Origin of the sequence: Lonepinella koalarum (assembly GCF_004565475.1) — a bacterium.
Classification (GTDB): domain Bacteria; phylum Pseudomonadota; class Gammaproteobacteria; order Enterobacterales; family Pasteurellaceae; genus Lonepinella; species Lonepinella koalarum.
Genome location: NZ_SRHX01000003.1, coordinates 104,131 through 129,056, shown reverse-complemented (window position 1 = coordinate 129,056; position 24,926 = coordinate 104,131). Strand labels below are relative to the sequence as shown.

Below are 24,926 nucleotides of genomic sequence, written 5' to 3'. Positions count from 1 at the left end.
ATAACCTCTAATATGCTAAATAAAATTAACGATCTCTTTGCAGAAAATATTCAAATTCAAATTGCCGCATCTAAATCCTTAGCGAATAATCTTAGTGTCGCTACGCAAAACGTGGTCAATTGTCTATTACGTGGTAATAAAATTATTGTCTGTGGTTTAGGACGTTCCTATGCGAATGCTCAATTTTTAGTGGCAAATTTAATTAACCGCTACGAGTTACCACGCCCGAGTTTCCCTTCCGTATTATTAAGCCTTGACGGAGCCATGGGTTCTGCTATTATTTTTGATAACCCAGCAGAAACCTTATTACAGCGGCAATTTAGTGCGGTGGCACAACAAGGGGATATTTTATTGGTGCTTTCTCCCTTTGGTAATGAAGAACCTATTTTAAACGTGGTTCATCAGGCATTTAGCAAAGAAATTTCAGTGATTGCGTTAACGGGTAATAACAGCGATCATTTACGTGGTTTACTTAGCGAAAACGATCTTGAAATTGCCGTACCAAGCAATAGGGAAAGTCGCATCTTAGAAAGTCATTTATTTCTGGTTAATGCACTATGTGAGCTTATTGATCATACATTATTTACACAAAATAGTTGACAAAGCCTTGAACTAACAACAGACTATAAAAATTATATAAGGAGTAAATCGAATGAAAATCAATACATTAAAAAATCTCGCCATGTTATTAACAGCCACCTTTATTTTACAAGGTTGTGTAGCGTTAGGTTTAGGTGGGGCCGCCGTTGCAACCAAAGTAGGTACTGATCCACGTACAGTAGGTTCACAAGTGGATGACGAAACCTTAGAGCTTAAAGTTTATGATGCCGTCACCAAGGATGAACAAATTAAAGCGGAAGGTCGTGTGGTTGTCGTTTCTTATAGTAGTCGTGTATTATTACTTGGTCAAGTGCCTGATGAAAGCTTAAAAGAAGTTGCCACCAGCTTAGCAAAAGGGGTTGAGAACATCGGCGATGTATATAACGAAATGCGTGTTGGTTCACCGATTTCCTTTAGTCAAAAAAGCCAAGATAGCTGGATTACCACTAAAATTAAATCCGATATGTTGCTAAACTCTGCGGTTAAAACCACCGACATTAAAGTCATCACCGAGAACAAAGAAGTCTTCTTACTCGGTAATGTCACACAAGAGCAAGGTATTGCTGCCGCAGAAGTAGCTCGCAAGGTATCTGGGGTTGAAAAAGTTGTTAAGGTATTTAAATATTTAAATTAACCCTGAACTGGCGTACAAGGTTGCTAACAATGCTTTACATCTATCTTAATCAATAGCACCTGAGTACGCTAACACTATATTTAGCCGCATATTAATAAAGTGCGGTTTATTTTATTGAAATTTTACCAAATAGGATAAATAATGACTGAGATTAATAAACAACAGGTTTTAGATGCTTTCCATTTTCGTGCTGCGTGCCGCAATTACGATCCGGAGAGAAAAATTCCACAACAAGATATGGATTATATTCTTGAACTCGCTCGCCTTTCACCAAGTTCAGTGGGGTCAGAACCGTGGAAATTTATTGTATTACAAAACCCTAAATTACGTGAAAAAATTGCGCCTGTCTCGTGGGGAATTAAACACCCCATCCAAGAGGCTAGCCATTTAGTGATTATCTTAGCTAAAAAGAATGCTCGCTACGATAGCGAATTTTTACGTAATGCTCTGGTGCAACGTGGTTTAACCCCTGAACAAATGGATGCCACCATTGCACGTTATAAATCTTTCCAACAAGATGATATTAAAATTCTTGACAGCGAACGCGCCCTATTCGACTGGTGTAGCAAACAAACCTATATTGCTTTAGGTAATATGATGACGGGTGCAGCATTAATCGGTATTGATAGTTGCCCAATTGAAGGTTTTAACTATGATGAAGTGAATCGTATTTTAGCCGAAGAAGGCATATTTGATGCTAATGAATATGGTGTCTCTTGTATGGTGACTTTTGGTTATCGTAATAAAGACATTAAGAAAAAAGCCCGTAAGCCTGTGGAGCAGGTGATTGAGTGGGTTAAATAAAAACACAAAGTGCGGTAATTTTTACCGCACTTTTACCTCTAACTCTAACATGCTACAACAATAACGCCGATCCCCATTTAATAATATCAAAGAAGAATTTATTATCATCGGTAGCAGCCTTAGTACTAGTGGTGCCATCCTCTTTAATTTCCACTTCTACCATGGCAGATTTACGTTCCCCCTTTATCACGGCTAAATCATCTCTAGCCTTGGTACGTAATACAGCACATTGTTTACTATCCAGATTTTCTACATCGTTTTTGGATTTGTATTTTTTAAATTGATAGGTCGCATAATCCATAGCTTTTTGATCGCCCTGAATTATTTTCACATTATCTTCGCCAATAAGATCTTCTAAGGGGTAAAAGAAGACATATTGCGAGTGAATATAGCTATCTTCTTTAGCAAAATGCTCATATTGAATACGAGTTAAATTGGGATAAATACATTGTTCCGTTTGTTTGGCGACAAACGCCCATTTTTGTGCATTACTATCCGATAATTCGTAAGCAGCACCAGCATATTCAGCTGGAATCGGTGATTGTTGTTCACCAAAACTACAGCCGACTAATACAAGCAAAGCTGTTGAAAGAGAGAATTTTTTTAACACCATAAAATCCTTGAAATAAAAATATTAAGCCTATTTTAAAGCTAAAATCTATTTCGTCAATGGCATCACAAAAAAGTGCGGGGCAAAAAACAAAATTTTTACACCGCACTTAAACGCTCAATTAAAGGCGACTAGCCCAACAAATTTTTCAAGGCATCACCAATTTCTGCTAAACTTTTTACTGTGGTTACACCAGCATCTTGTAAGGCTTGAATTTTCTCTGCTGCCGTTCCTTTTCCACCACTAATAATGGCGCCCGCATGCCCCATGCGTTTACCTTTTGGTGCGGTCATACCCGCAATATAAGACACCACAGGTTTAGTCACATTGGCTTTGATAAATGCCGCCGCTTCTTCTTCCGCAGAACCACCGATTTCACCGATCATCACAATCGCTTCGGTTTCCGGATCTTGTTGGAAACGCTTGAGAATATCAATAAAGTTGGAACCCGGAATCGGATCGCCACCAATACCGACACAAGTAGATTGACCAAAACCATTATCGGTAGTTTGTTTCACCGCTTCATAGGTTAAAGTACCAGAACGAGAAACAATGCCTACACGCCCTTTTTTATGAATATAACCCGGCATAATGCCGATTTTACATTCATCTGGGGTAATAATCCCCGGGCAATTCGGACCAATCATCACCACATCGGTTTGAGCCAGTTTTTGTTTGACAGCTAACATATCTACGGTTGGAATGCCTTCGGTAATACAAACGATTAATTTGATCCCTGCGTTAATGGCTTCTAAAATCGCATCCTTACAAAACGGGGCAGGAATATAAATGACGCTTGCGGTTGCCCCTGTTTGTTCAACGGCTTCACGGACTGTATTAAATACCGGCAAGCCTAAATGTGTAGTTCCCCCCTTATTGGGCGACACACCACCGACTAATTGGGTGCCGTAAGCGAGTGCTTGTTCGCTATGAAATGTGCCTTGACCACCGGTGAAACCTTGGCAAATAACTTTGGTATCTTTATTAATTAAAATTGACATAACCGCTCCTTATTTCGCTGCATTGACCACTTGTTCAGCGGCATCTGTTAAACTTTTCGCTGCCAGAATATTCACACCACTTTTGGCTAAAATATCACGACCTAATTCAGCGTTATTGCCCTCAAGTCGTACCACCACTGGCACATTGACACCGATTTCATTAACCGCAGCAATGATCCCTTCAGCAATTAAATCACAGCGTACAATGCCACCAAAAATATTGACCAAAATAGCTTTCACATTGGGATCAGAAAGAATAATTTTAAACGCCCCAGCCACACGTTCTTTAGTCGCACCGCCGCCAACATCAAGGAAATTGGCAGGCTGTCCGCCATGCAATTTAATAATATCCATGGTTCCCATGGCAAGCCCAGCACCGTTCACCATACAGCCAATATTACCCTCTAATGCCACATAGTTTAAACTTAACGCTTCGGCTTCCGCCTCACGTCCGTCTTCTTGGCTTGGATCTTGCATCGCCTTTAACTCTGGTTGACGGTATAACGCATTATCATCCACCACGATTTTGGCATCTAAACAATGCAAATCATCATTTTGTAAAATCACTAACGGATTGATTTCTAAGAGACTTAAATCTTTTTCAAGAAAAAGTTTGCTCAGTTGGGTAAATAAATGCGCGAATTGGGCGACTTGTTTACCGATTAAGCCTAATTTAAACGCCAGTTCACGTCCTTGATAAGGCTGTGCCCCAATTAAGGTATCAATAGCAACTTTATGCAATAAGTGTGGTGTTTTTTCCGCCACTTCTTCAATGTTCATCCCCCCTTCGGTAGATGCCATAAACACAATACGTTGTGAACTACGATCAATCACGGCGCCCAAATAAAGTTCTTTTTTCACATCGGCACAAGCTTCCATATAAATGGTATTAATCGGTTGACCGCGGCTATCGGTTTGGAAAGTGACTAAACGTTGTCCTAAAAACTTATCAAAAAATGACCGCACTTCATCAATGGATTTTACCACTTTTACGCCGCCTGCTTTACCCCGTCCACCGGCGTGAACTTGACATTTTGCCACCCATGCGGTACCACCGAGTTTTTCCGTGGCTTCAACCGCTTGTTGTGCACTTTGACAAGCATAACCTTCACTCACTGGCAAACCATATTGTGCAAAAATTTGTTTGGATTGATATTCATGTAAATTCATGTATTGTCCTTTTTATTACTTGATGATAGGGGTGTTGCCACCCCACGAAAATAATCGAAAAATTAAATATCCAATAATAATCTAGTTGGATCTTCGAGTAATTCTTTAATCGTCACTAACGCCCCAACACTCTCACGACCGTCAATTAAACGATGATCATAGGATAAAGCCAAATACATCATTGGACGAATCACTACCTGACCATTCACCGCAATTGGACGATCTTTAATAGCGTGCATACCTAAAATCGCACTTTGTGGTGGGTTAATAATCGGGGTTGACATTAACGAACCGAATACACCACCGTTAGTAATCGTGAAGTTTCCACCGGTTAATTCTTCCACGGTCAATTTGCCATTTTGTCCTTTTTCCGCTAAAGATTTAATTGCTTTTTCGATTTCTGCCATGCTCATTTGATCGCAATCACGTAACACAGGTGTCACCAATCCACGTGGTGTGGATACCGCAATACTAATATCAAAATAGTTGTGATAAACAATATCATCACCATCAATAGACGCATTAATTTCTGGATAACGTTTTAACGCTTCTACTACGGCTTTCACATAGAAAGACATAAAACCTAAACGTACACCGTGGCGTTTTTCAAATTTTTCGCCATAGCTTTTACGTAATTGCATAATCGGTTGCATATCCACTTCATTGAACGTGGTCAACATCGCCGTGGTGTTTTTCACTTCAAGTAAGCGCTCCGCCACACGTTTACGTAATCGGGTCATTGGTACACGTTTTTCACTACGTAAATTGGCTTGTGAAAAATCTTGGCTTGTTTGTGCAGTTTGTGGTTTGTTCGCTAAAACACTTTCCACATCTTCACGGGTAATACGACCACCCACGCCAGACCCTTGGATCGCTTTTGGATCTAAATCATGTTCCGCAATTAAACGACGAATCGCTGGACTTAAATCTTCTTGATGATCCTGTGCGGTTGGCTCCGGGTTTAAATTAGCACTGTGGCGATCCGCTGGAGTCGCTTCCACCTCACTTGCTGCTGGGTTTTGGATACGGGCACCATCCACTACGGTATTCAATTTACCCAATACTTGATTACTGACCACCGTTGCCCCTTCAGCTTCGGTAATACTAGCAATCACACCGTTTGCGCTGGCTGGCACTTCTAATACCACCTTATCGGTTTCAATTTCGACTAAAATTTCATCACGGCTCACGGCTTCGCCCACTGCTTTATGCCATTTAACCACCGTTGCATCGGCAACACTTTCCGGTAATACTGGGGTAAGAATATCTAAATCACTCATAATATTTCCTTTTTAATTGTGCATAAAAATTAGCTTATAAAGTTAAAGCATCAGTTACTAAATTCTGTTGTTGTTCATTATGTAATGCCATATATCCAGCTGCTGGAGAAGCAGATGCTGGGCGACCTACATAACGTAAACTGGCATCCTCAGGAATGCTTTGGATAAAATTATGTCGAGAACAATACCAAGCCCCTTGGTTTAACGGCTCTTCCTGACACCAAACATAATCTTTCACGTGTAAATATTCTGCCAAAATTGACCGTACTTCATCTTCTGGGTAAGGGTAAAGTTGTTCAATTCGAATGATAGCGACATCTGTTTGCTTGTTTTGACGGCGGCGTTCTAATAAATCATAATAGACTTTACCCGAACAGAATACGACACGTTTTACTTGTGTTGGATCTAACTCATCGATTTCACCAATCACATTTTGGAATGTGCCATCGGTTAATTCTTCCATAGCAGAAACCGCTAATGGATGGCGCAATAAAGATTTTGGTGAAATCACCACTAACGGACGGCGAACAGAACGCAACATTTGACGACGTAATAAATGGTAAATCTGCGCTGGTGTGGATGGAATACAAACTTGCATATTGTGTTGCGCACAAAGTTGCAAATAGCGTTCTAAACGAGCAGATGAATGCTCTGGACCTTGTCCTTCATAACCATGTGGCAGTAATAACACCAAACCGCACATTCTGCCCCATTTTTGTTCACCAGAACTGATAAACTGGTCGATCACCACTTGCGCCCCATTGGCAAAATCACCGAATTGAGCTTCCCAAATGGTTAAGGTTTTTGGTGTCGTGGTGGCATAACCATATTCAAAGGCAAGTACCGCTTCTTCGGAAAGGACCGAATCCCAAACTTCAAAATGACCTTGTTTATCATGTAGATGACATAATGGCACATAGCCTGTTCCGTCATTAATACAGTGTAACACAGCATGGCGATGGAAGAACGTCCCCCGTCCGCAGTCTTCACCAGATAAACGAATATGATAGCCGTCATCCAGCAACGTCGCATACGCCATGGTTTCGCCCATGCCCCAGTCGAGTAATTTTTCCCCTTTTGCCATTAATGCCCGATCGGCATAAATTTTCTCAACCCGAGAATGAATCGGATGCGTTTCAGGATATTGTGAAACACAATGAGCTAACGCTTTAAAACGTTGTACGTCAAAACGGCTTTCATAATCAGATGTCCATTCTTGGCTTAAATATTTTAACCAATCCACACGATCATAACTCATTTCTCGCCATTCCTCGACCACACATTCACCTCGGTCTAAAGCATCACGATAGTTATTAATAAAACTGGTGGCTTTTTCATTGTTAATCACCGCTTCGTTAATCAATCTATCGGCATACACTTGGCGTGGGGTTGGATGTGCTTTGATTTTTTTGTACATCATCGGCTGGGTGGCTGACGGTTCATCGGCTTCGTTATGTCCGTGACGGCGATAGGAAACTAAATCAATGAAAATATCCCGTTTAAATAACGCACGATAATCCACTGCCATACGAGCTGCATACGCCACCGCTTCAGGATCATCACCATTAACATGAATAATTGGCGCTTCAATCATTTTAGCAATGTCCGTACAATAAACCGTAGAGCGTGTATCTTTTGGGAAAGAAGTGGTAAAACCAATCCGGTTATTGATCACAATACGAATGGTACCTCCCACGGTATAACCACGTGCATCAGACATATTTAAGGTTTCTTGTACCACGCCTTGACCAGCCAACGCACTATCACCATGTACCGTTACGGATAATACTTTTCTATGATCGTCATCACCTAGGCGTTTTTGTCTGGCTCGCACCGAACCTGTGACCACTGGGCTGACAATTTCTAAATGTGACGGGTTAAACGCTAAGACTAAATGTACACGACCGTCATCAGTCATAAAATCAGAGGAAAAACCCTGATGATATTTTACATCTCCGGTACCATTACCCTGGTGTTTACCGGCAAATTCATCAAATAATTCCGCTGGTTTTTTACCTAATACATTCACCAGCATATTCAAACGACCACGGTGAGCCATACCAAACACGATTTCTTTTGCCCCCTGCTTCGCACCTTGGCGAATAATTTCTTTGATTAGTGGCACAAAGGCATCGCTCCCTTCCAAAGAGAAACGTTTTGCACCTGGAAATTTCGCCCCAATATAACGTTCTAGCCCTTCGGCAGCGGTCAATTCGGATAATAATTTTTCTTGTTCTGGCAGGCTAAAGTGTCTGTTATTCGCCCAGTCTTCCATTCTTTTTTGTAACCAAATACGAGCATCTAAATCGTTGATGTGCATAAATTCTAAACCGATTTTACCGCAATAGGTTTTCTTTAAGGCATCATCCAATTCACGCAAGCTCATTTTTTCTTTATTAAAGACATGATCGCTCAAATCAAACTCTTCATCTAAATCCGCTTCCGTCAGTCCATAATAGCGATAATCCAAAGTTGGCACTTCGGGTTTTTCACGCAAATTAATCGGATCAACATCCGCTAATAAATGCCCGCGATAGCGATAAGCATTGAGTAATCTTAATACATTCGTTAAACGTTCTCCCACTTTAGGATCAATAACGGTAACACCCTTAGGTGACTTTTCAAGCGCCAAACGGCGAAAATAATTACGAATGGGGGAATGGGCTTGTTCCGGCTGGTACAAAACTGCGGTATTTTTTGCTAAAGAATTAAAAACTTCTCGCCAGCTCACTTCTATTGAATCAGGATCTTCAAGATAATTTTCATAAAGATCTTCAATATAAGACTGACTGCCTCCAGATAACGCACTTTGCTCTAGCCACTGTTGAAATGAATTATTCTGCATCGTGTTCCTACCTACATTAAATTTAACATCCATCATAAATAAAATTTAGATTTTATAAACATCATCTAAATTAATATAACTTTACCCTATTCTTAAAAAGAAAAATATGATCTATGTCACACTTTTTAAATTTAACAAAAAATTTACAGAAATTTTTGAAGACAAATCATGCAAAATGGAGTTATATTTAGATTGCATTAATAATTTTAAATTTGTAACTCTACATACTGTAATATAGTAAATTTATTGAGTTTACAAAAAATTAACATAAACACAACAAATAACAAAGACAAAAAAGGAGTGACCTATGTCTAATTTAACAGCAAAACTAACTTTAAGTGATGGTAGAGAATTTGATCTGCCAGTACATCAGGGATCTTTAGGCTATGATGCCATTGATGTGCAAGAGCTGAGTAAAAATCATTTATTCACGTTTGACCCCGGCTTAATGTCCACCGCTATGTGTAGATCTGAAATTACCTATATTGATGGCGATAAAGGGATTTTATTGCACCGTGGTTACCCGATTCATGACCTTGCCATGAACGCAGACTATTTAGAAGTTGCTTACCTATTACTTTATGGCGAACGCCCAGACCAAAAAGATTATAACGAATTTACTCAAGTTATCCGTCAACACACCTTAGTCCATGAACAACTTTCCCGTTTCTTTCATGGTTTCCGGCGAGATTCGCACCCCATGGCAGTAATGTGTGGGGTCAGTGGTGCATTAGCCGCATTCTATCACAATGTACTGGATGTCAGTGATGAAGAACACCGTAATTTAACTGCTCTTCGTTTATTAGCGAAAATGCCAACCCTGGCGGCAATGTGTTATAAATATTCCATTGGGCATCCATTTATGTTTCCACAAAATCACCTTTCTTATGCTGGTAATTTCCTATATATGATGTTTGCTACTCCTTGCGAACCTTATCAAGTTAATCCCGTGCTAGAAAAAGCGATGAACCGTATTTTTATTCTCCATGCTGACCACGAACAAAATGCCTCCACCTCAACCGTGCGTACCGCGGCCTCTTCTGGTTCCAACCCATTTGCCTGTATTGCAGCCGGTATTGCGTCACTTTGGGGACCTACTCATGGTGGTGCTAATGAAGCCTGTATTAAGATGTTAGAAGAAATCGGTTCTGTCGATCGTATTCCGGAATTTATTGAAAAAGCGAAAGATAAAAATGATCCATTCCGCTTAATGGGCTTTGGACATCGTGTGTATAAAAATTACGACCCTCGCGCCAAAGTGATGCGTGAAACCTGTCACGAAGTATTACAAGAATTAGGTATTAAAACCCAATTATTAAAAGTGGCAATGGAATTAGAACGTATCGCCTTAACGGATGAATATTTTATTGAGCGTAATCTCTATCCGAATGTTGATTTTTATTCTGGTATTATCTTAAAAGCGATTGGTATTCCTGTTTCTATGTTTACGGTTATTTTTGCATTAGCACGTACCGTTGGCTGGATAGCACACTGGAAAGAAATGTATGATTTCGGCACCTTAAAAATCGTTCGTCCACGCCAAGTTTATACTGGTCATACACAACGAGAATTTAATCAGTTAGCTGAATAAAATATTTTATCATCAATACATAGGGGGATATAATTCCCCCTATTTTATTATCATTTGATTAGTCTTTCCCTTATCACTATAATTAAACGCCCATAGTTCCATCACTTTGTATAAAGTGTATAAATCTTTAATACCCATTAACAAATTTTAAACACCTTATATTTGACGATTCAAATTTATTCTGAATAAACATAAATTTTAGGAAACTTAACATCATGATGATAGATAAACGTCTGATTAACACAGTGGAAGACAGCAAAAAATGGATTGCTGCGACTGTGTTGTGGAATTGGCTTGCGTTGGTTGGCAGTATTGTCACTGCGGTCACATTTGCTTGGTGTCTGCATCAGGCTTTTGAGCAAACCCTAAGCCTGACAAGTGCGGTGATTTTTTTTATTGTTTTAGTTGCTGCATTGAGCTTGCGTGTGTTTGCAGGGAAAATGGCAGGCAAAGCATCTTACTATGCTAGCACCCATGTTAAACATAAATTGAGAACCTTAATTTATCAGAAATTAGCCTCTATGCCGTTAAATCAGGTTAATCAACAATCCACTTCTTCGTTAGTGCAAATTGCTTCAGAGGGTGTAGAACAAATTGAGATCTATTTCGGACGTTATTTGCCACAATTATTTTATAGTTTACTTGCCCCGCTGACTTTATTTCTTTTTTTAGTCTTTTTTAGTGCACCGACCGCTCTGGTTTTATTGGTTTGCGTCCCCTTAATTCCGATCTCAATTATTGCAGTCAATAAAATTGCTAAACGACTATTAGCCAAATATTGGGCGATTTATGTGGGATTAGGCAGTAGTTTTTTAGATAACTTACAAGGGCTAGTCACCCTCAAAATTTACCAAGATGATGACTATAAAGCGAAACAAATGGATATTGAAGCGGAACATTTTCGTAAAATCACCATGAAAGTGCTAACTATGCAGCTAAACTCTGTTTCGCTGATGGATTTATTAGCTTATGGTGGTGCGGCGATTGGGATTTTAACCGCATTATTGCAATTCCAAGCAGGACATTTAACCGTCTTTGCGGTCATTCTATTTATTCTACTTTCCTCTGAATTTTTCATTCCTTTACGTTTACTTGGTTCATTTTTCCACGTTGCCATGAATGGTAAAGCGGCTTCAGATAAAATTTTCACCTTATTAGACACACCAATAACACAAACCCAAGCTGAAAGTGCGGTGAATTTTGATGAAAAAAATAACATTCAAATTACATTACAAAATTTACATTTTGCCTATTCAGCTGAAAAAAATGCCATCAATGGCTTAAACTTAACCATTCACCCCCATCAATTAACCGTTTTCGTGGGGAAAAGTGGCTGTGGAAAATCAACCTTAGTTTCCCTGTTAATGGGCTTTAACCACGCACAACAAGGACAAATTCTGTTTAATGGCAAAAACAGCTCTGATTTGCACCGCACTTCATTCTATCAACAAATTTGTTTAGTCAGCCACAGCAGTTATATTTTCAAAGGATCATTACGAGAAAATATGCTGATGGCACAAATAAACGCTAGCGATGAACAAATTTATCAAGCGTTAAGCCAAGTTAATTTGGCTGATTTTGTGCGAGAAAATGGCGGTTTAGATATGCCATTATTAAGTCGTGGTAATAATTTATCTGGCGGACAAATTCAACGTTTAGCCCTAGCTCGAGCCTTATTACACGATGCCAGTTGCTATATTTTTGATGAAGCCACCAGCAATATTGATGTAGAAAGTGAAGAAATTATCTTGCAGTTTATTCATCAACTTAAAGCTGAAAAAACCATTGTCATGATTTCACATCGTTTAGCCAATGCGGTACAAGCGGATAAAATTTATGTGTTAGATAACGGGCAATTAGTCGAACAAGGAACACATTCGCAACTCATGGAAAAACAAGGGCTTTATACAGAAATGTTTAACCAACAAAAAGCCTTAGAAAATATCAGAACAGGAGCAAATTATGCGTAAAAATGGATTTATCATCATGTGGCATTTGCTCAAATTAGTCACACCATTAGCTCATATTATGAGTTTCACCATTATTATGGGAACGCTTGGCTTCCTTGCGGCGATTTTTATTATTGTGTTGGGAGCAATCGGATTAGTGAATCTAGCAGGTTTTGCCACTCACTTTACTTTTAGCCAAATTCTTACCGCACTGATTGTACTGGCTATCGCTCGTGGTATCCTACGTTATTTAGAACAAATGTCAGGGCATTACATTGCCTTTAAATTATTAGCACTATTGCGTGATAAAGTCTTCACCGCCCTACGCCGATTGGCTTTTGATAAATTACAACAAAAACCATCAGGGCAATTATTATCATTAGTCACCAATGATATTGAATTACTGGAAGTATTTTACGCTCACACCATAGCACCTATTGCTATTGCTATTTTAACATCGGCGATTTTACTCATGGTATTTGGGGCTATTTCTGTTTGGTTTGTCTTAATCGCTTTGCTTGCCTATCTCACCATTGGCTTTATTCTACCAACCATTACCACTGCCATGGCTCGTGATGAAGGTAGAAAATACCGTGAATTAGTCGGTGAAATGAATGATTATTTTCTTGACAGCATTCGTGGCATGAAAGAAATCCAATTATTTGGTTATGAAGACCAGCGGTTAGCACAAATTAATCAACGTAGCCAAGCCATCGATCAAGCCTTTTTCCGCATAAAAGCACAAGAATCTAAAGTGCGTGCCTATACAGAAATAGCAGTTTCATTGTTTAATATGTTGATCTTAGCGACTGGATTAATTTTATTCTATTATCAACAAATTGATTTCAGTGGCTTACTGATTGCCGTTATTCTACTGATGTCAAGCTATGGTCCTGTAATTGCATTAAGTAATCTTTCCAATAATTTATTACAAACCCTTGCCAGCGGTGAACGAGTACTGGGTTTACTGCATGAAAAACCTGTACTAGACGATGTAAAGTGCGGTGTAAATTTAGCAAAAATTGAACAAATCAACGTTACAGGTCTTCATTTTGCTTATGCTGATGAACAGATTCTGTCTAACATCAATCTCAGCTTAAATAAAGGGCAAATTTTAGGTATTCACGGACGTAGTGGCAGTGGTAAAAGCACTTTGTTGAAACTGCTAATGCGTTTTTACGATCCACAATCTGGTCATATTCAAATCAATGGCATAGATTTAACCCAAATCAACACTCAAAGTTTACGTGAAAATATGGCATACATTACGCAACAAACCTATATTTTCAATGAAAGTATTTATGAAAATATTATCATGGCAAAACGCCATGCCAGCCAACAACAGGTTATTGAAGCGGCTAAAAAAGCATCTATTCATGACTTTATTATGAGCTTACCTGAAGGCTATGAAACGAAAATTACCGAATTGGGTAACAGCCTATCAGACGGTGAAAAACAACGCATTGGCATTGCCCGAGCCTTCTTACATAATGCCCCAATTATTTTACTTGATGAACCTACAAGTAACTTAGATAGCTTAAATGAAGCCATGGTTTTACAGGCATTACTTAAAGTAAAACAAGAGAAATTAATTATCTTAGTCAGCCACCGAACCTCAACCATGCAAATTTGCGATCAGGTGATTCATATTGAGAATGGGCGAGTGTCGTAAATATATAATGCTGTGAATATTGTGCATATTCACAGCATTAAACAAGGTTATATCATATATAACTAGCCAAAAAACAATAAAAAACTACCGCACTTTTCTAATACAGATCTCGCCAGTGGCTCACTTTGTTTTTCCATACATAGCTATATTCATCAAGCAAATCACGTACTTCACGTGGTTTATGTCCTGTTAATTTTTCCACATCGTGTGTTACAATCCCCATTTGACCTTCGGCAATACCGCCTTCGTTGGTCACCATATCGTTGCTACAAAATGGTAGTGGGGATTTTGAGAAATCACCATCGGTAGTTTCTGGAATATGCAAGGCTTGCAAGTAAGCCAAAAATTCTGCATCATTCATCGCTTTATACACAAAAGGAATGCCTGATTTTTCGGCAATCATTTCGCACATCTCACGCTGACTAAGTGCTTCCGAACAGGTTAAATCGTAATCTTTATTCGGCTCACCTTTGCCCAATAACAACGCTGCTCCACATTCCGCACTATCATCTTTGCAAATACAGCTGACTTTGCCTTCACCAGCATTGCTTCCCCATACATTGTTGCTTAACATGGCTAACATCACAGATGTAGTGAGATAGTTTTCCATATACAAATTGTTACGCATAATGTTATAGGTCAAACCACTTTCTTTCAACATTTTTTCAGTGGCACGGTGATCAGGCAATACATACTGATTATAGCCCTCTCGGTTCGCACCAAAAAACGATGTATAAGTAACGTGTTGCACTTTGGCAGCCACACAAGCAGTAATCACTTTGCGATGTTGCTCCACACGTTTTGGACCATTAAGGATACTGGAAATAAAGAATATGCGGTTTGCCTTTGAAAAGACTTCCATCATTTGCTCTTGATTGTCATAATTCGCTTCAAGTACCATCACGCCTTGAGCTTCCCATTTAGCCCGTTTTTCCGAATTTAATCGTGCCAAATTAGGCACCGTAAAAATCAAGTCGTTACCACTGACTTTTTCTAACATAATTTCCGCAACACGTCCTGCTAATTTACCATCTGCACCTGTAACTAAATATTTCATATTTTGCTCCGTTATTGATTAATTTTTATCATCTAAAACGAAGTATAATGGTTTTATTTTGTACAATTCAAGTAATCTTTTTATACAACGAAATCAATCGCTGAAAGAGAAAACATATTGATATAAAGAAAAGCATATTGGTTGTTTTTTAATCTAAAAAAGCGTGTAAGCATTTCATTTCCATCTTAAATTTGTGATTTGACATTATGAATGATAGTATTTTCTTTATCTATCTAATCATAAAGTAAATATAAAATGTCATTAATTTCCTGATTTTTCGGTGCTTGATTATTGCAACCGTGAGTATGTTGTCACGCCTAATCAAATCGCCACCGCCGGGAAGCTACTTTATCCTGATGCCTACCTTAATTTGCTTATATATACCGCATCAATTATTAGAAATTCCACAATATCACTTGTTTGACTTGTGATTGCTCGCGTGTTTAAGCTAAATTGCATCATTACTCCTGTGATTTTTTCATAGTCAAAAATAGCAAAAAAAGGTATGATGCGCCTTAATTTTTCAGGAATTTTGTAAATTGCACTGAAAAAATGGGCGCACATTTTAGCGTAACGCAAAAACAAAATTGTTACGCAAATTGTACTCATTCTAGCATTTTTTCGTTATCTGTAGGAATAATCGGGTAGGAATAGTTATGCCATCATCTAAAGATGTCGCCAAAAAAGCAGGGGTTTCGCAGGCAACCGTGTCGCGCGTGCTGAATTATCCTGAGCTTGTCAAAGAGAAAACGCGTGAAAAAATCTTAAAAGCGATAGATGAGCTAGGCTATATACCCGATGCCAATGCAAGAAGTTTGGTTTCCAAAAAAACCTATGCTATTTCCTTGATTTCAGGCCCTTTATCTAATCCCTTTTATGTGGATACCACAACGCATATTGTCAATTATGCCACATCGCTTGGTTATAAAGTGAACGTGCATTTTTCGACCGTTGAAAATGCTAAAAGCATTTATGAATTGGCGTTAAGTCATAAAATTGATGGGCTAATTATGTCCTGTGTCTTGCTCAATGATCCTATTGTTGAACAGTTACAAAAACTGGGCTTGCCTTTTGTTAGCTTTAATCGCCGCCATAATAACGTGGGGCAGTTTGTTGAAATTGATAATTTTGCTGCAGGCGTTCAAGCGTTGCAACATTTGCTGGATTATGGTCATAAAGATATTTTATGGATTGGCGCATCGGATATTGTCAGTACCTTTAAAAATCGTTTTTTAGGTTTTAAACAGGGCTTAAAACAGTTGAAAAAACAGGAGATTAAGGTACGTTCCATTAACTATAAACATCTCGATCGTCCCGATCTGAAAAAACTACTACAACGCCTACATCAATCAGGTAAACTACCCACTGCCATTTGTGCCGCAACCGATGCAATTGCGATTGACGCAATGGATGTGTTAGTCTCTTTGGGGCTTAAAGTCCCACAAGATATTAGCGTGATTGGCATTGATAATGTGGAACTTAGCCAAAATCACTTAATCCAGCTCACCACTGTAGGCAATAAAGATAATCTTTGTTTGGGGTTAATGGCGATCAAAAAATTGATTGAGATGATCGAAACTGAACCGAATGCACAAGATGACTTTAGAATCACCCTGCCCGTTTCACTCTTTTTGCGTGGTTCAACGCAAAAAATCTGATCTTTTGTTAAAAAATTGTTGATCTTTTCTTTTTTACTTCTAAAATGAATACGTATTCATAAATATGATTACGTATTCATTTTTATGTCTTAAGCTGTTTTAACCGATGTAACGTGCGGTATTGTTACACCATTCCATTCATTCTGTTTGTTCGCATACTTTGTATGTTTGGAGAGAAATATGAAACTATTCAATACGTGGAAAACACGCCAAGACGGCGAAGTCTCCCCTTATATCCCTTGTGGCCCATTTCAAATTCGCTTACCTTTTATTCATTATCGCTTTGAATGGCCCGATTATTTGCAAGGCTTGCTGATGTGTGCGGTCGATCTTGCGGCGATCCCCTTATTAACGCAATTATTAGGTATGCCGTTTGAAGTCGCACTTGCGATTGTGGTGTTAAATGGCTTGTTTTATTTAGCACACCATTTATTGGGCGATCCTTGCGTGCCAGGGTGGATTACCCCAGCCATTCCGCTAATTATGGTTTACTGCCAGCAATTCCCCGAAGGCCCTGAGCGAATCCATTCACTGATTGCCTTTCAAATGATGCTCGGATTGTTTTCGATCTTTTTAGGCACAACCAAACTCGCGTCTAAAATCGTGCAAGTTATTCCGTCTGCGATTAAATCAGGCATTATTATTGGCGCAGGCTTTGCGGCGATTATCTCGATTTTTAAAGTGGGCGGACGCTTTGAAAGCTTCCCTTGGTCAATTAGTATTGCAGTGGGGATTGGCTTTTATCTGCTTTATTCCACGCATTTTGCCCAGTTACAAACGAAATATCCGTTTTTTAGTGTTTTGGGCAAATTGGGGATTTTCCCGATTATTATTTTAGCCGTGCTGATTGCGCCACTGTTTGGTGAAGCAAGCTGGCCTACGATTAAATGGGAATTTTCGCACCCTGATTTTAAAACCTTATGGAATGAATACACGGTGTTTGGCGTTGGTTTTCCACCACTTGCAATGTATCTTTCTGCCATTCCTACTGTGCTTGCCACTTACATTGTGTTGTTCGGCGATATTTTGCAAAATAAAGCGTTAATTGCAGACGGTCAGAAACAGCGTGCGGATGAAAAAGTGGAATATAAATCAAGCCGTGCGCATTTAATTTTTGGTGGACGTAATACGGTGATGAGCATTATTGGCCCTGATGTTACGATGTGTGGCCCGATTTGGTCAGCAATGCAAGTGGTGATGATCGAACGTTGGAAAAAAGGACGTAAAGCGATGGATTCCTTTTTCGGCGGTATCGGTTCTTTCCGTTGGGGGACAAATACAGGGTTGTTATTAATGCCGATTGTCAGCCTTGTTCAACCGATTCTGGGCGTGGCACTGGCTTTAACCTTGTTAATTCAAGGCTATGTGAATATGAAAATTGGTGTGTTAGAAGCCAAAAGTGGCAAAGATTTAGGTATTGCTGGCATTGTGGCATCAATTTTATGTATGCAAGGTGCAGCTTGGGCATTTGCTGCCGGGATTATTCTCTGCTTATTGATTTATGGCAAAGACTTTTTCCGTGGTGAAGTGGACTATACTTTCACCAAAGATCACGATAAACAACTGAAGGAAGAACACAATGACTAATGCAACTGAATCTCTCGTACTTAGAACCACATTTACCACAAGAAATTTTCACGGTTGGGGCTGTTTAAGCGTATTACCCGATGAAGTGGCACGCCTTGGGGCAAAAAATGTGCTGATTATTACCGATCCTTTTTTAGCGCAAAGTGGTTTAACCAAGCAAATTGTCGATACACTGCAACAAATTGGCGTAAGCTCTGTAGTAAATAGCGATGTGGTGGCTGAGCCACCGCTTGCGGTGGCAGAAAAGCTGGTGCAATTTGCACGTCAGCAAAATGCAGATTTGGTCATCGGACTGGGGGGAGGCAGTGCGTTAGATTTAGCTAAACTGGTGGCAGTGCTTGCGACACAAGACGGCAATGTGGCGGATTATCTTAATCTCACAGGCTTGAAAATACTCTCATCTCAAGGCTTAGCTAAAATTATGATCCCGACTACAGCAGGAACAGGCTCGGAAGTAACCAATATTTCCGTCTTATCGTTAGCTAGCAGTAAAGATGTGGTGGTGCACGATTATTTATTAGCCGATTCGGTAATTGTCGATCCACAATTAACGGTCTCTGTGCCAGCACGAGTAACTGCTGCTACAGGCATTGATGCACTCACGCACGCCATTGAAGCTTATGTTTCAGTCAATGCCACGCCGATTAGCGAAGGATTATCGTTACAAGCCATCAAATTGATCGCTCGATCGCTGGATAAAGCCGTGAAAAATGGCAACGATCGCCAAGCAAGAATCGATATGAGTTACGGCAGCTATTTAGCAGGACTTGCTTTTTTTAATGCAGGTTGTGCCGCCGTACACGCGTTAGCTTATCCGTTAGGTGGGCAATTTCATATTGCACACGGCGAATCAAATGCGGTGTTGCTCTACTATGTAATGGGCTATATCCGCTCAGCGTGCGCCGAAAAATTAAAGGATATTTACCAAGCAATGGGCTTTGATGTGGCGAATTTATCCGCCGAAGAAGCATCAAAAAAATGTATTATTGCCTTAAAAGAACTGGTTAATACAGTCAGCATTCCAGCCACATTGCAAGATTTTAATATTCCACAAGACGCATTAGACGCTTTAAGTAACGATGCGATTAAACAAACACGTTTATTGCAACGCAGCCCTATGCTACTCTCTTTGCAAGATATACAGGCGATTTATCAATCCGCTTTCAATGGCAAAGGCTTTATTTAAGACAAGGAATATACAATGAAACTCAAAAATTCATCTCTTTTCCAAACAAAATGCTACATCAATGGCTTTTGGCTTGATGCACAAAATGGCGCGACCATTGCGGTAACGAATCCTGCGGATCAACGCTTGCTCGGCACAATTCCTAATATGGGTAGAAATGAAGCGCTTGAAGCGGTTAAGGCTGCGAGTAAGGCGTTTGACAGATGGAAAAAGCGTTCTGCCAAAGAACGGGCAAACTTATTGCGCCGTTGGTTTGAGCTGATTATGCAACATCAAGACGATTTAGTGCTGTTACTCACCCTTGAACAGGGCAAGCCACTGGCGGAAGCGAAAGGGGAAATCGCTTATGGCGCAAGCTATATTGAGTGGTTTGCGGAAGAAGCGAAGCGCCTGTATGGCGATACCATTCCTGCGCCGAGTGCGACTCAGCGTATTGTGGTGAATAAACAGCCGATCGGCGTGTGTGCCGCGATTACTCCTTGGAATTTCCCGAATGCAATGATTACGCGTAAAGCAGCACCAGCGCTCGCGGCAGGTTGTACTTTCATCATTCGCCCTGCTTCGCAAACACCTTATTCTGCTTTGGCGCTTGCGGTGTTAGCCGAGCAAGCAGGCATTCCCAAAGGTGTGTTTAATGTGATTACGGGTTCAGCGCGTGAAATCGGTGAAGTGCTGACGTTTGATGATCGCGTTAAAAAATTTAGTTTTACGGGTTCAACCCCTGTGGGTAAAACGCTAATGAAACAGTGTGCCAGTACCATTAAAAAAGTCTCACTGGAACTTGGCGGCAATGCGCCTTTTATTGTGTTTGATGATGCGGATATTGAGAGTGCCGTGCAAGGCGCAATCTTGTCAAAATTCCGCAATGCTGGGCAGACTTGCGTGTGCGCGAATCGTTTTTATGTGCAATCGAGCGTGTATGATGAATTTGTAGAAAAATTCAGCAATGCTACGCGTGAATTAAACATCGGCAACGGCTTAGATGATGGCGTGCAGATCGGGCCTTTGATTGATGAAAATGCGGTTGCAAAAGTGCAAGCCTACCTTGATGATGCACTCGCTAAAGGCGCAGAACTGGTTACTGGCGGAAAACGGCTCGGTGAAAGTCTGTTTTTTGAGCCGACTATTGTCAAAAATGCCACAAGCGAAATGCTGGTTGCCAAAGAAGAAATTTTCGCCCCACTTGCGCCCGTGTTTAAATTTGACACTATTGAGCAAGCGATTGAGTATGCGAACGACACCGAATTTGGCTTAGCGTCTTATTTTTATGCCCAAAATATCAAAACCATTGTGCAAGTTTCTGATGCGCTCGAATATGGAATGGTTGGCATCAACACAGGGCTGATTTCAAATGAAGCCGCGCCTTTTGGCGGCGTGAAACAGTCAGGACTTGGGCGCGAAGGCTCGAAATACGGCATTGATGAGTATGTGGAAATGAAGTATTTGGCGCTGGGGGGCTTGTAGAGATAAAGGTTGTCGTGGCAAAACTAGCAAATGTGCATCAAAATTTTGGCGCACATTTGCAATTTTTTCTTCTCGTTTTACTTCACAAATTTACTTATTTCCAAAATCAAAAAACTGTCAAAATCTCCTCACGCTTTGATTATCTGTTAAAATACCCCCTATTTTCCTTAGGGAATACCTGATTTCAAGATAATCCCAAAAACTCGAGAACAAGATAGTGATTTTAAACCGATATTTAACCAAAGAAATTTTTAAAAGTCAGATAGCGATTCTGTTTATCCTGTTGGTGATTTTCTTTAGCCAGCAGTTAGTGCGTATGCTCAATTCCGCGGTGAACGGTAAAGTACCGACCGATTTAGTGATGCGCGCCACAAGTATGGGGCAGAATTTGTTAGTGCGTGTGGCGATGTTTTGCAAATCTGTCGAGCTGTTGCCGACAGACAAGCCATAATAGCCAGCATCAATCACCCACACTGTTTGGCTTGGGTCAAAGCGTGCTAAATCGGCTACGTTTACCGTTAAAGCAAGAATTTTACTTGCCTGTGGGCTAAGGTTTTGGCTTTTGGCAAAGGCGACTAATTTTTTTGGCTGACGCTGTATCCCTTGAATATTGGGCAAAGTTGCATACACTTGAACCACTTCTTTACCGCTGCGGTTACCTGTATTTTGCACCTTGATGTTTACACCGATTTGCGACAGGAATGACAAATCAATCAAGTCGCCTGTGTTGATAAGCAAAATCACATTCTGCCCCAACTCGCCCAGGGCATTGCAGGTTTTGTGTTTCGCTGTCGGACAATAAAAAATCGCCTTTAACATTCTTGCGATCCACCCCTTCGCCCGACAAACGGCTAATCACATAAACAGACGTTTGCGTGCCTGCCACATCGCTATCGGCAATGCTATTTTCCGTAGGATTGAAAAAATGCGTGGCAAAATAAGTCAAGGTAAAATTTTCGCCCTGAGCGACTTTGTCTTTAATGCTTTTTTTCTATACCGCACGTTTTTTTGGTAAATCTTGTCATAACTATCTAGCCAAGCGGTGCTGCTCAGCGTAAAACCTATTTTAGTTAAGCCGTCAGCAATACTTACCAGATAACGCTCATTCACATCACTCGATCCTGTACCCTTTTTTTAGTCTGTCTGGTCCCACTGCCGAATAAACTAATTGTACCTGTTTTCAGTGGCAATACACCGTTATTTTTGAGCAATACAATCCCTTCGCCAGCGGCTTGTTTGGCAAGTTGGTAGTGGGCTTTTTCAAAAAATTGTGCGTTAGGGAAGTTTTCCATAGTGATGATTTGTGCTGGGGGAAGTGGTGCATCTGCCCATAGGCGTTCTCCAAAGAACAGCCCATACAGAAAGACTAGTGGTTTTAAGTAGTTTACGACGTGTGAGCATGGCTTTTTTCCTATTGTGTAAAGTTTCTAAGTATAGCGTAACAAATTAGAGACAAATATAAGGAAATTTTTTAGGATTTTTTGTTCTAAAAATAGCGAGAAAAAGACCGTACTTTTGTACGATTAAGTAAAAGTGTAGTCTTTTTTTACTTATTTCAGCAACCATTTTTCCCCTTGGCAAATGCCATTTTTATGGCATAATCATTAACATTAGTTTAACCAAATACCACAGGCTCATCTATGGATTTCACCCTGATTGGGACAATACTTTATTTCTCACTCACCTTAGTTTATGCCATCCGCATCCTATACAAACAACGCAATAGTGGATCGGCATTAGCATGGTTATTTCTGATTTTTGGTTTTCCAGTGGGAGGTATAGCATTGTATAGCTTGCTGGGCGAACCAAGACTAGGTAATCAGCGTGCTAAACGCAATGCTGAATTACAAGGTTTGTATCAACAATTCGATGCTCACTTCCCCAAGAATCAATTTTGGCATCGCAAACAAGATTTACCTCTAACTTATCAGGGCATAAGCCAAGCCGCCGCCACAGATGGTGGTTTTGATGTCACCAATGGCAATGATTTAACACTTTTAAGCACGACTGATGAAATTCTTACTGCCATGCTTGCCGATATTCAGGCAGCCGAGCATTCCTGCCTACTTGCTTTTTATATTATTGAACCCACAGGACGCATTGAAACTTTGCTTAATACCCTATTAGAAGCGACTAAACGTGGGGTGGATGTGGTGATTTTGGCAGATGCGGTGGGGAGCAGCCGATTTTTTCGCAGTCATTACCCCAAAATCTTGGCTGCCGCTGGAGTGCGTGTACAAGCTATGCTTCCAGTGGGGTTGTTAAAGAGCTTTTTTGTACGTAGCGATCTGCGTAATCATCGTAAAATTATGATTGTGGATCAAAAAATCGCTTATACAGGGAGTTTTAATTTGGTCGATCCTAAACACTTTAAGCAACACAGTGGTGTGGGCGAATGGATTGATGTGATGATGCGTTGCCGTGGGGTGGTGGTGCTAGAACTAACCGCGGTGTTTTTTAGTGATTTTTATCTTGAAAATGACCTTCCAACAGTCGATATTGAGCAGCAATTACAGCAATTAGCACACCAAACCGTTCCGAAATTAAATGACTATCACACCCATGATAATGCTTTAGTGCAAGTCGTGCCATCATCGCCAGAACAGCGTGATAAGGTGATTTATCAGTGTATTTTGGCGGCTTTGTATCAAGCCAAGCACAAAATCATCATCACTACACCTTATTTTGTGCCTGATGATAATTTGCTCACCGCCTTGATTAATGCCGCCAAACGGGGCATCGACATCACCTTAATTTTACCGAAAAAAAGCGATTCACGCTTGGTGCATTATGCATCACGCGCCCATTATCCAGCCCTGTTAGCTGCTGGGGTCAAAATTGCTTTGTTTCAAGACGGTTTATTGCACGCTAAATTGCTCAGTATAGACGATGATTTCACCCTGTTCGGCACAGTCAATATGGATTTACGCAGTATGTTTTTAAACCTAGAAATCAGCCTTGCCATTTATGACCATAACACTAGCCAAACAGTGCAAGTCTTGCAACAATACTATCTAAACCATAGCCAATGGGTAAACAACGATAAATGGCAACGCCGTTCATCGTGGTGGGGCGTAGTAGAAAATGCGGTTAGATTGGTAAGCCCATTGTTGTAAGGGATAAAAGTGGTGGTGAATTTTTGCAGTAAGTTTTAATCTTTTGCCCTAAATCACGATTCATAACAAACTAATCAGACTTAATCGACAAAATCTGGCAGACATCAATGGCTGCCAGATTTGCTTTTATGTTCTAATCAGAAAGATTAGGCATTGCAACTTACACAAGCGGCTTTTAACATCCAAATGGTTTTTTCCTGTTCTTTAATATAGTCGCTCATTAAAGAAGCCGTACCTTCATCATCTGCATCGCCAGCAAGTGCTAAAATCTCACGTTGTTGTTGTAACAAGATTTGGAATCCTTTTAATGCACCTTGTAAAGTATCCTGTGCAGAAGTGGCGCCTGTGTGTTCTTGCACTTTTGATACTTTCAAGTATTCACTAAATATATTGCTTGGGATATAACCTAAGGTTAAAATTCGCTCTGCAATTTCATCAATTTTTTCCACTAAATCATCGTAGTATTCCTCAAATTTTTCGTGTAACGAGAAAAATTGAACACCTTTGATGTTCCAGTGATAACCACGCACATTCATATAGAATACTTGGTAAGTGGCTAATAAGTTATTTAATTCTTCAGCAATTTTTTGTGATGATGCGGTGTTTAAACCGATACTATTTGTCATAACATTCTCCTTCTATTGGTTAATCATATTGTTTTGATGAGTTTATTATAAGCAATATTGATAGGTATTACAAATT

At 40.1% G+C, this 24,926-nt stretch carries 20 protein-coding genes and 2 pseudogenes; 12 read left to right on the top strand and 10 right to left on the bottom strand.

Annotated features, from left to right (window positions below):
* The first annotated feature begins 12 nt into the window (after positions 1-12).
* The 3 genes from E0709_RS05245 (at position 13) to E0709_RS05235 (ending at position 2,038) form a co-directional block, all read left to right on the top strand.
* Positions 13-600, top strand: coding sequence for a D-sedoheptulose-7-phosphate isomerase (locus E0709_RS05245; protein ID WP_132300853.1), 588 nt, complete (start codon positions 13-15; stop codon positions 598-600).
* 52 nt (positions 601-652) lie between these two features.
* Positions 653-1,234: a division/outer membrane stress-associated lipid-binding lipoprotein gene (dolP, locus tag E0709_RS05240; protein ID WP_132300855.1), complete on the top strand. Its 582-nt coding sequence runs from the start codon at positions 653-655 to the stop codon at positions 1,232-1,234.
* Between the two features lie 141 nt (positions 1,235-1,375).
* Positions 1,376-2,038, top strand: a complete 663-nt coding sequence (locus E0709_RS05235; protein WP_132300857.1) for an NAD(P)H-dependent oxidoreductase — start codon at positions 1,376-1,378, stop codon at positions 2,036-2,038.
* A 52-nt stretch (positions 2,039-2,090) separates the two neighbouring features.
* On the opposite strand, the gene E0709_RS05230 is transcribed toward E0709_RS05235, so the two are convergent.
* The 5 genes from E0709_RS05230 to sucA all read right to left on the bottom strand — a co-directional run bounded on the left by E0709_RS05230 (position 2,091) and on the right by sucA (position 8,944).
* Positions 2,091-2,648, bottom strand: a complete 558-nt coding sequence (locus E0709_RS05230; RefSeq protein WP_391540691.1) for a DUF5358 domain-containing protein — start codon at positions 2,646-2,648, stop codon at positions 2,091-2,093.
* A 131-nt stretch (positions 2,649-2,779) separates the two neighbouring features.
* Positions 2,780-3,649 (bottom strand): succinate--CoA ligase subunit alpha, encoded by an 870-nt coding sequence (sucD, locus tag E0709_RS05225; RefSeq protein ID WP_132300861.1) that lies wholly within the window; start codon positions 3,647-3,649, stop codon positions 2,780-2,782.
* Positions 3,650-3,658: 9 nt separating this feature from the next.
* Positions 3,659-4,819, bottom strand: a complete 1,161-nt coding sequence (sucC, locus tag E0709_RS05220) for an ADP-forming succinate--CoA ligase subunit beta (protein WP_132300863.1) — start codon at positions 4,817-4,819, stop codon at positions 3,659-3,661.
* Positions 4,820-4,881: 62 nt separating this feature from the next.
* A complete protein-coding gene (odhB, locus tag E0709_RS05215) occupies positions 4,882-6,099 on the bottom strand; it encodes a 2-oxoglutarate dehydrogenase complex dihydrolipoyllysine-residue succinyltransferase (protein WP_132300865.1) in 1,218 nt (405 codons plus the stop codon).
* Positions 6,100-6,133: 34 nt separating this feature from the next.
* On the bottom strand, positions 6,134-8,944 hold the full coding sequence (gene sucA / locus E0709_RS05210; protein ID WP_132300867.1) for a 2-oxoglutarate dehydrogenase E1 component: 2,811 nt from the start codon (positions 8,942-8,944) through the stop codon (positions 6,134-6,136).
* A 307-nt stretch (positions 8,945-9,251) separates the two neighbouring features.
* Here sucA and E0709_RS05205 point away from each other — a divergent pair, with 307 nt between their 5' ends.
* From E0709_RS05205 to cydC, 3 genes are all read left to right on the top strand, one after another.
* A complete protein-coding gene (locus E0709_RS05205; protein WP_132300869.1) occupies positions 9,252-10,535 on the top strand; it encodes a citrate synthase in 1,284 nt (427 codons plus the stop codon).
* A 215-nt stretch (positions 10,536-10,750) separates the two neighbouring features.
* The gene (locus E0709_RS05200; RefSeq protein WP_132300871.1) at positions 10,751-12,505 is read left to right on the top strand and encodes an ABC transporter ATP-binding protein/permease; all 1,755 of its coding nucleotides are present in this window, start codon (positions 10,751-10,753) and stop codon (positions 12,503-12,505) included.
* Positions 12,498-14,156, top strand: a complete 1,659-nt coding sequence (gene cydC, locus E0709_RS05195; protein WP_132300873.1) for a thiol reductant ABC exporter subunit CydC — start codon at positions 12,498-12,500, stop codon at positions 14,154-14,156. Before E0709_RS05200 ends, cydC begins: the two co-directional genes overlap by 8 nt.
* 97 nt (positions 14,157-14,253) lie before the next feature.
* Here cydC and E0709_RS05190 read toward each other — a convergent pair whose 3' ends face one another.
* Entirely contained in the window at positions 14,254-15,213 is a 960-nt protein-coding gene (locus E0709_RS05190) for an NmrA family NAD(P)-binding protein (protein WP_132300875.1), read from the bottom strand.
* Between the two features lie 656 nt (positions 15,214-15,869).
* Between E0709_RS05190 and E0709_RS05185 the strand changes: the two genes are divergently transcribed.
* The 5 genes and pseudogenes from E0709_RS05185 to E0709_RS05165 form a co-directional block, all read left to right on the top strand.
* Positions 15,870-16,871: a LacI family DNA-binding transcriptional regulator gene (locus E0709_RS05185; RefSeq protein WP_132300877.1), complete on the top strand. Its 1,002-nt coding sequence runs from the start codon at positions 15,870-15,872 to the stop codon at positions 16,869-16,871.
* Positions 16,872-17,051: 180 nt separating this feature from the next.
* On the top strand, positions 17,052-18,458 hold the full coding sequence (locus E0709_RS05180) for a hypothetical protein (protein WP_132300879.1): 1,407 nt from the start codon (positions 17,052-17,054) through the stop codon (positions 18,456-18,458).
* On the top strand, positions 18,451-19,644 hold the full coding sequence (locus E0709_RS05175) for an iron-containing alcohol dehydrogenase (protein WP_132300881.1): 1,194 nt from the start codon (positions 18,451-18,453) through the stop codon (positions 19,642-19,644). Before E0709_RS05180 ends, E0709_RS05175 begins: the two co-directional genes overlap by 8 nt.
* Before the next feature lie 15 nt (positions 19,645-19,659).
* Entirely contained in the window at positions 19,660-21,108 is a 1,449-nt protein-coding gene (locus E0709_RS05170; protein WP_132300883.1) for an NAD-dependent succinate-semialdehyde dehydrogenase, read from the top strand.
* Between the two features lie 217 nt (positions 21,109-21,325).
* Positions 21,326-21,473 (top strand): annotated as a pseudogene (locus tag E0709_RS05165) (LptF/LptG family permease); the annotation flags it as partial.
* Positions 21,474-21,543: 70 nt separating this feature from the next.
* Here E0709_RS05165 and E0709_RS12505 read toward each other — a convergent pair.
* From E0709_RS12505 to E0709_RS05150, 3 genes and pseudogenes are all read right to left on the bottom strand, one after another.
* Positions 21,544-21,927: pseudogene (locus tag E0709_RS12505) on the bottom strand (fibronectin type III-like domain-contianing protein); the annotation flags it as partial.
* The gene (locus tag E0709_RS05155; protein ID WP_135107930.1) at positions 21,818-22,054 is read right to left on the bottom strand and encodes a hypothetical protein; all 237 of its coding nucleotides are present in this window, start codon (positions 22,052-22,054) and stop codon (positions 21,818-21,820) included. The pseudogene E0709_RS12505 and the gene E0709_RS05155, both read right to left, overlap by 110 nt.
* 160 nt (positions 22,055-22,214) lie before the next feature.
* Positions 22,215-22,400, bottom strand: a complete 186-nt coding sequence (locus E0709_RS05150) for a hypothetical protein (RefSeq protein WP_132300887.1) — start codon at positions 22,398-22,400, stop codon at positions 22,215-22,217.
* A gap of 348 nt (positions 22,401-22,748) precedes the next feature.
* On the opposite strand from E0709_RS05150, the gene cls reads away from it, so the two are divergent.
* Entirely contained in the window at positions 22,749-24,224 is a 1,476-nt protein-coding gene (gene cls, locus E0709_RS05145; protein ID WP_132300889.1) for a cardiolipin synthase, read from the top strand.
* A 146-nt stretch (positions 24,225-24,370) separates the two neighbouring features.
* Here cls and E0709_RS05140 read toward each other — a convergent pair whose 3' ends face one another.
* Positions 24,371-24,850, bottom strand: a complete 480-nt coding sequence (locus E0709_RS05140) for a Dps family protein (protein ID WP_132300891.1) — start codon at positions 24,848-24,850, stop codon at positions 24,371-24,373.
* Positions 24,851-24,926: the final 76 nt, after the last annotated feature.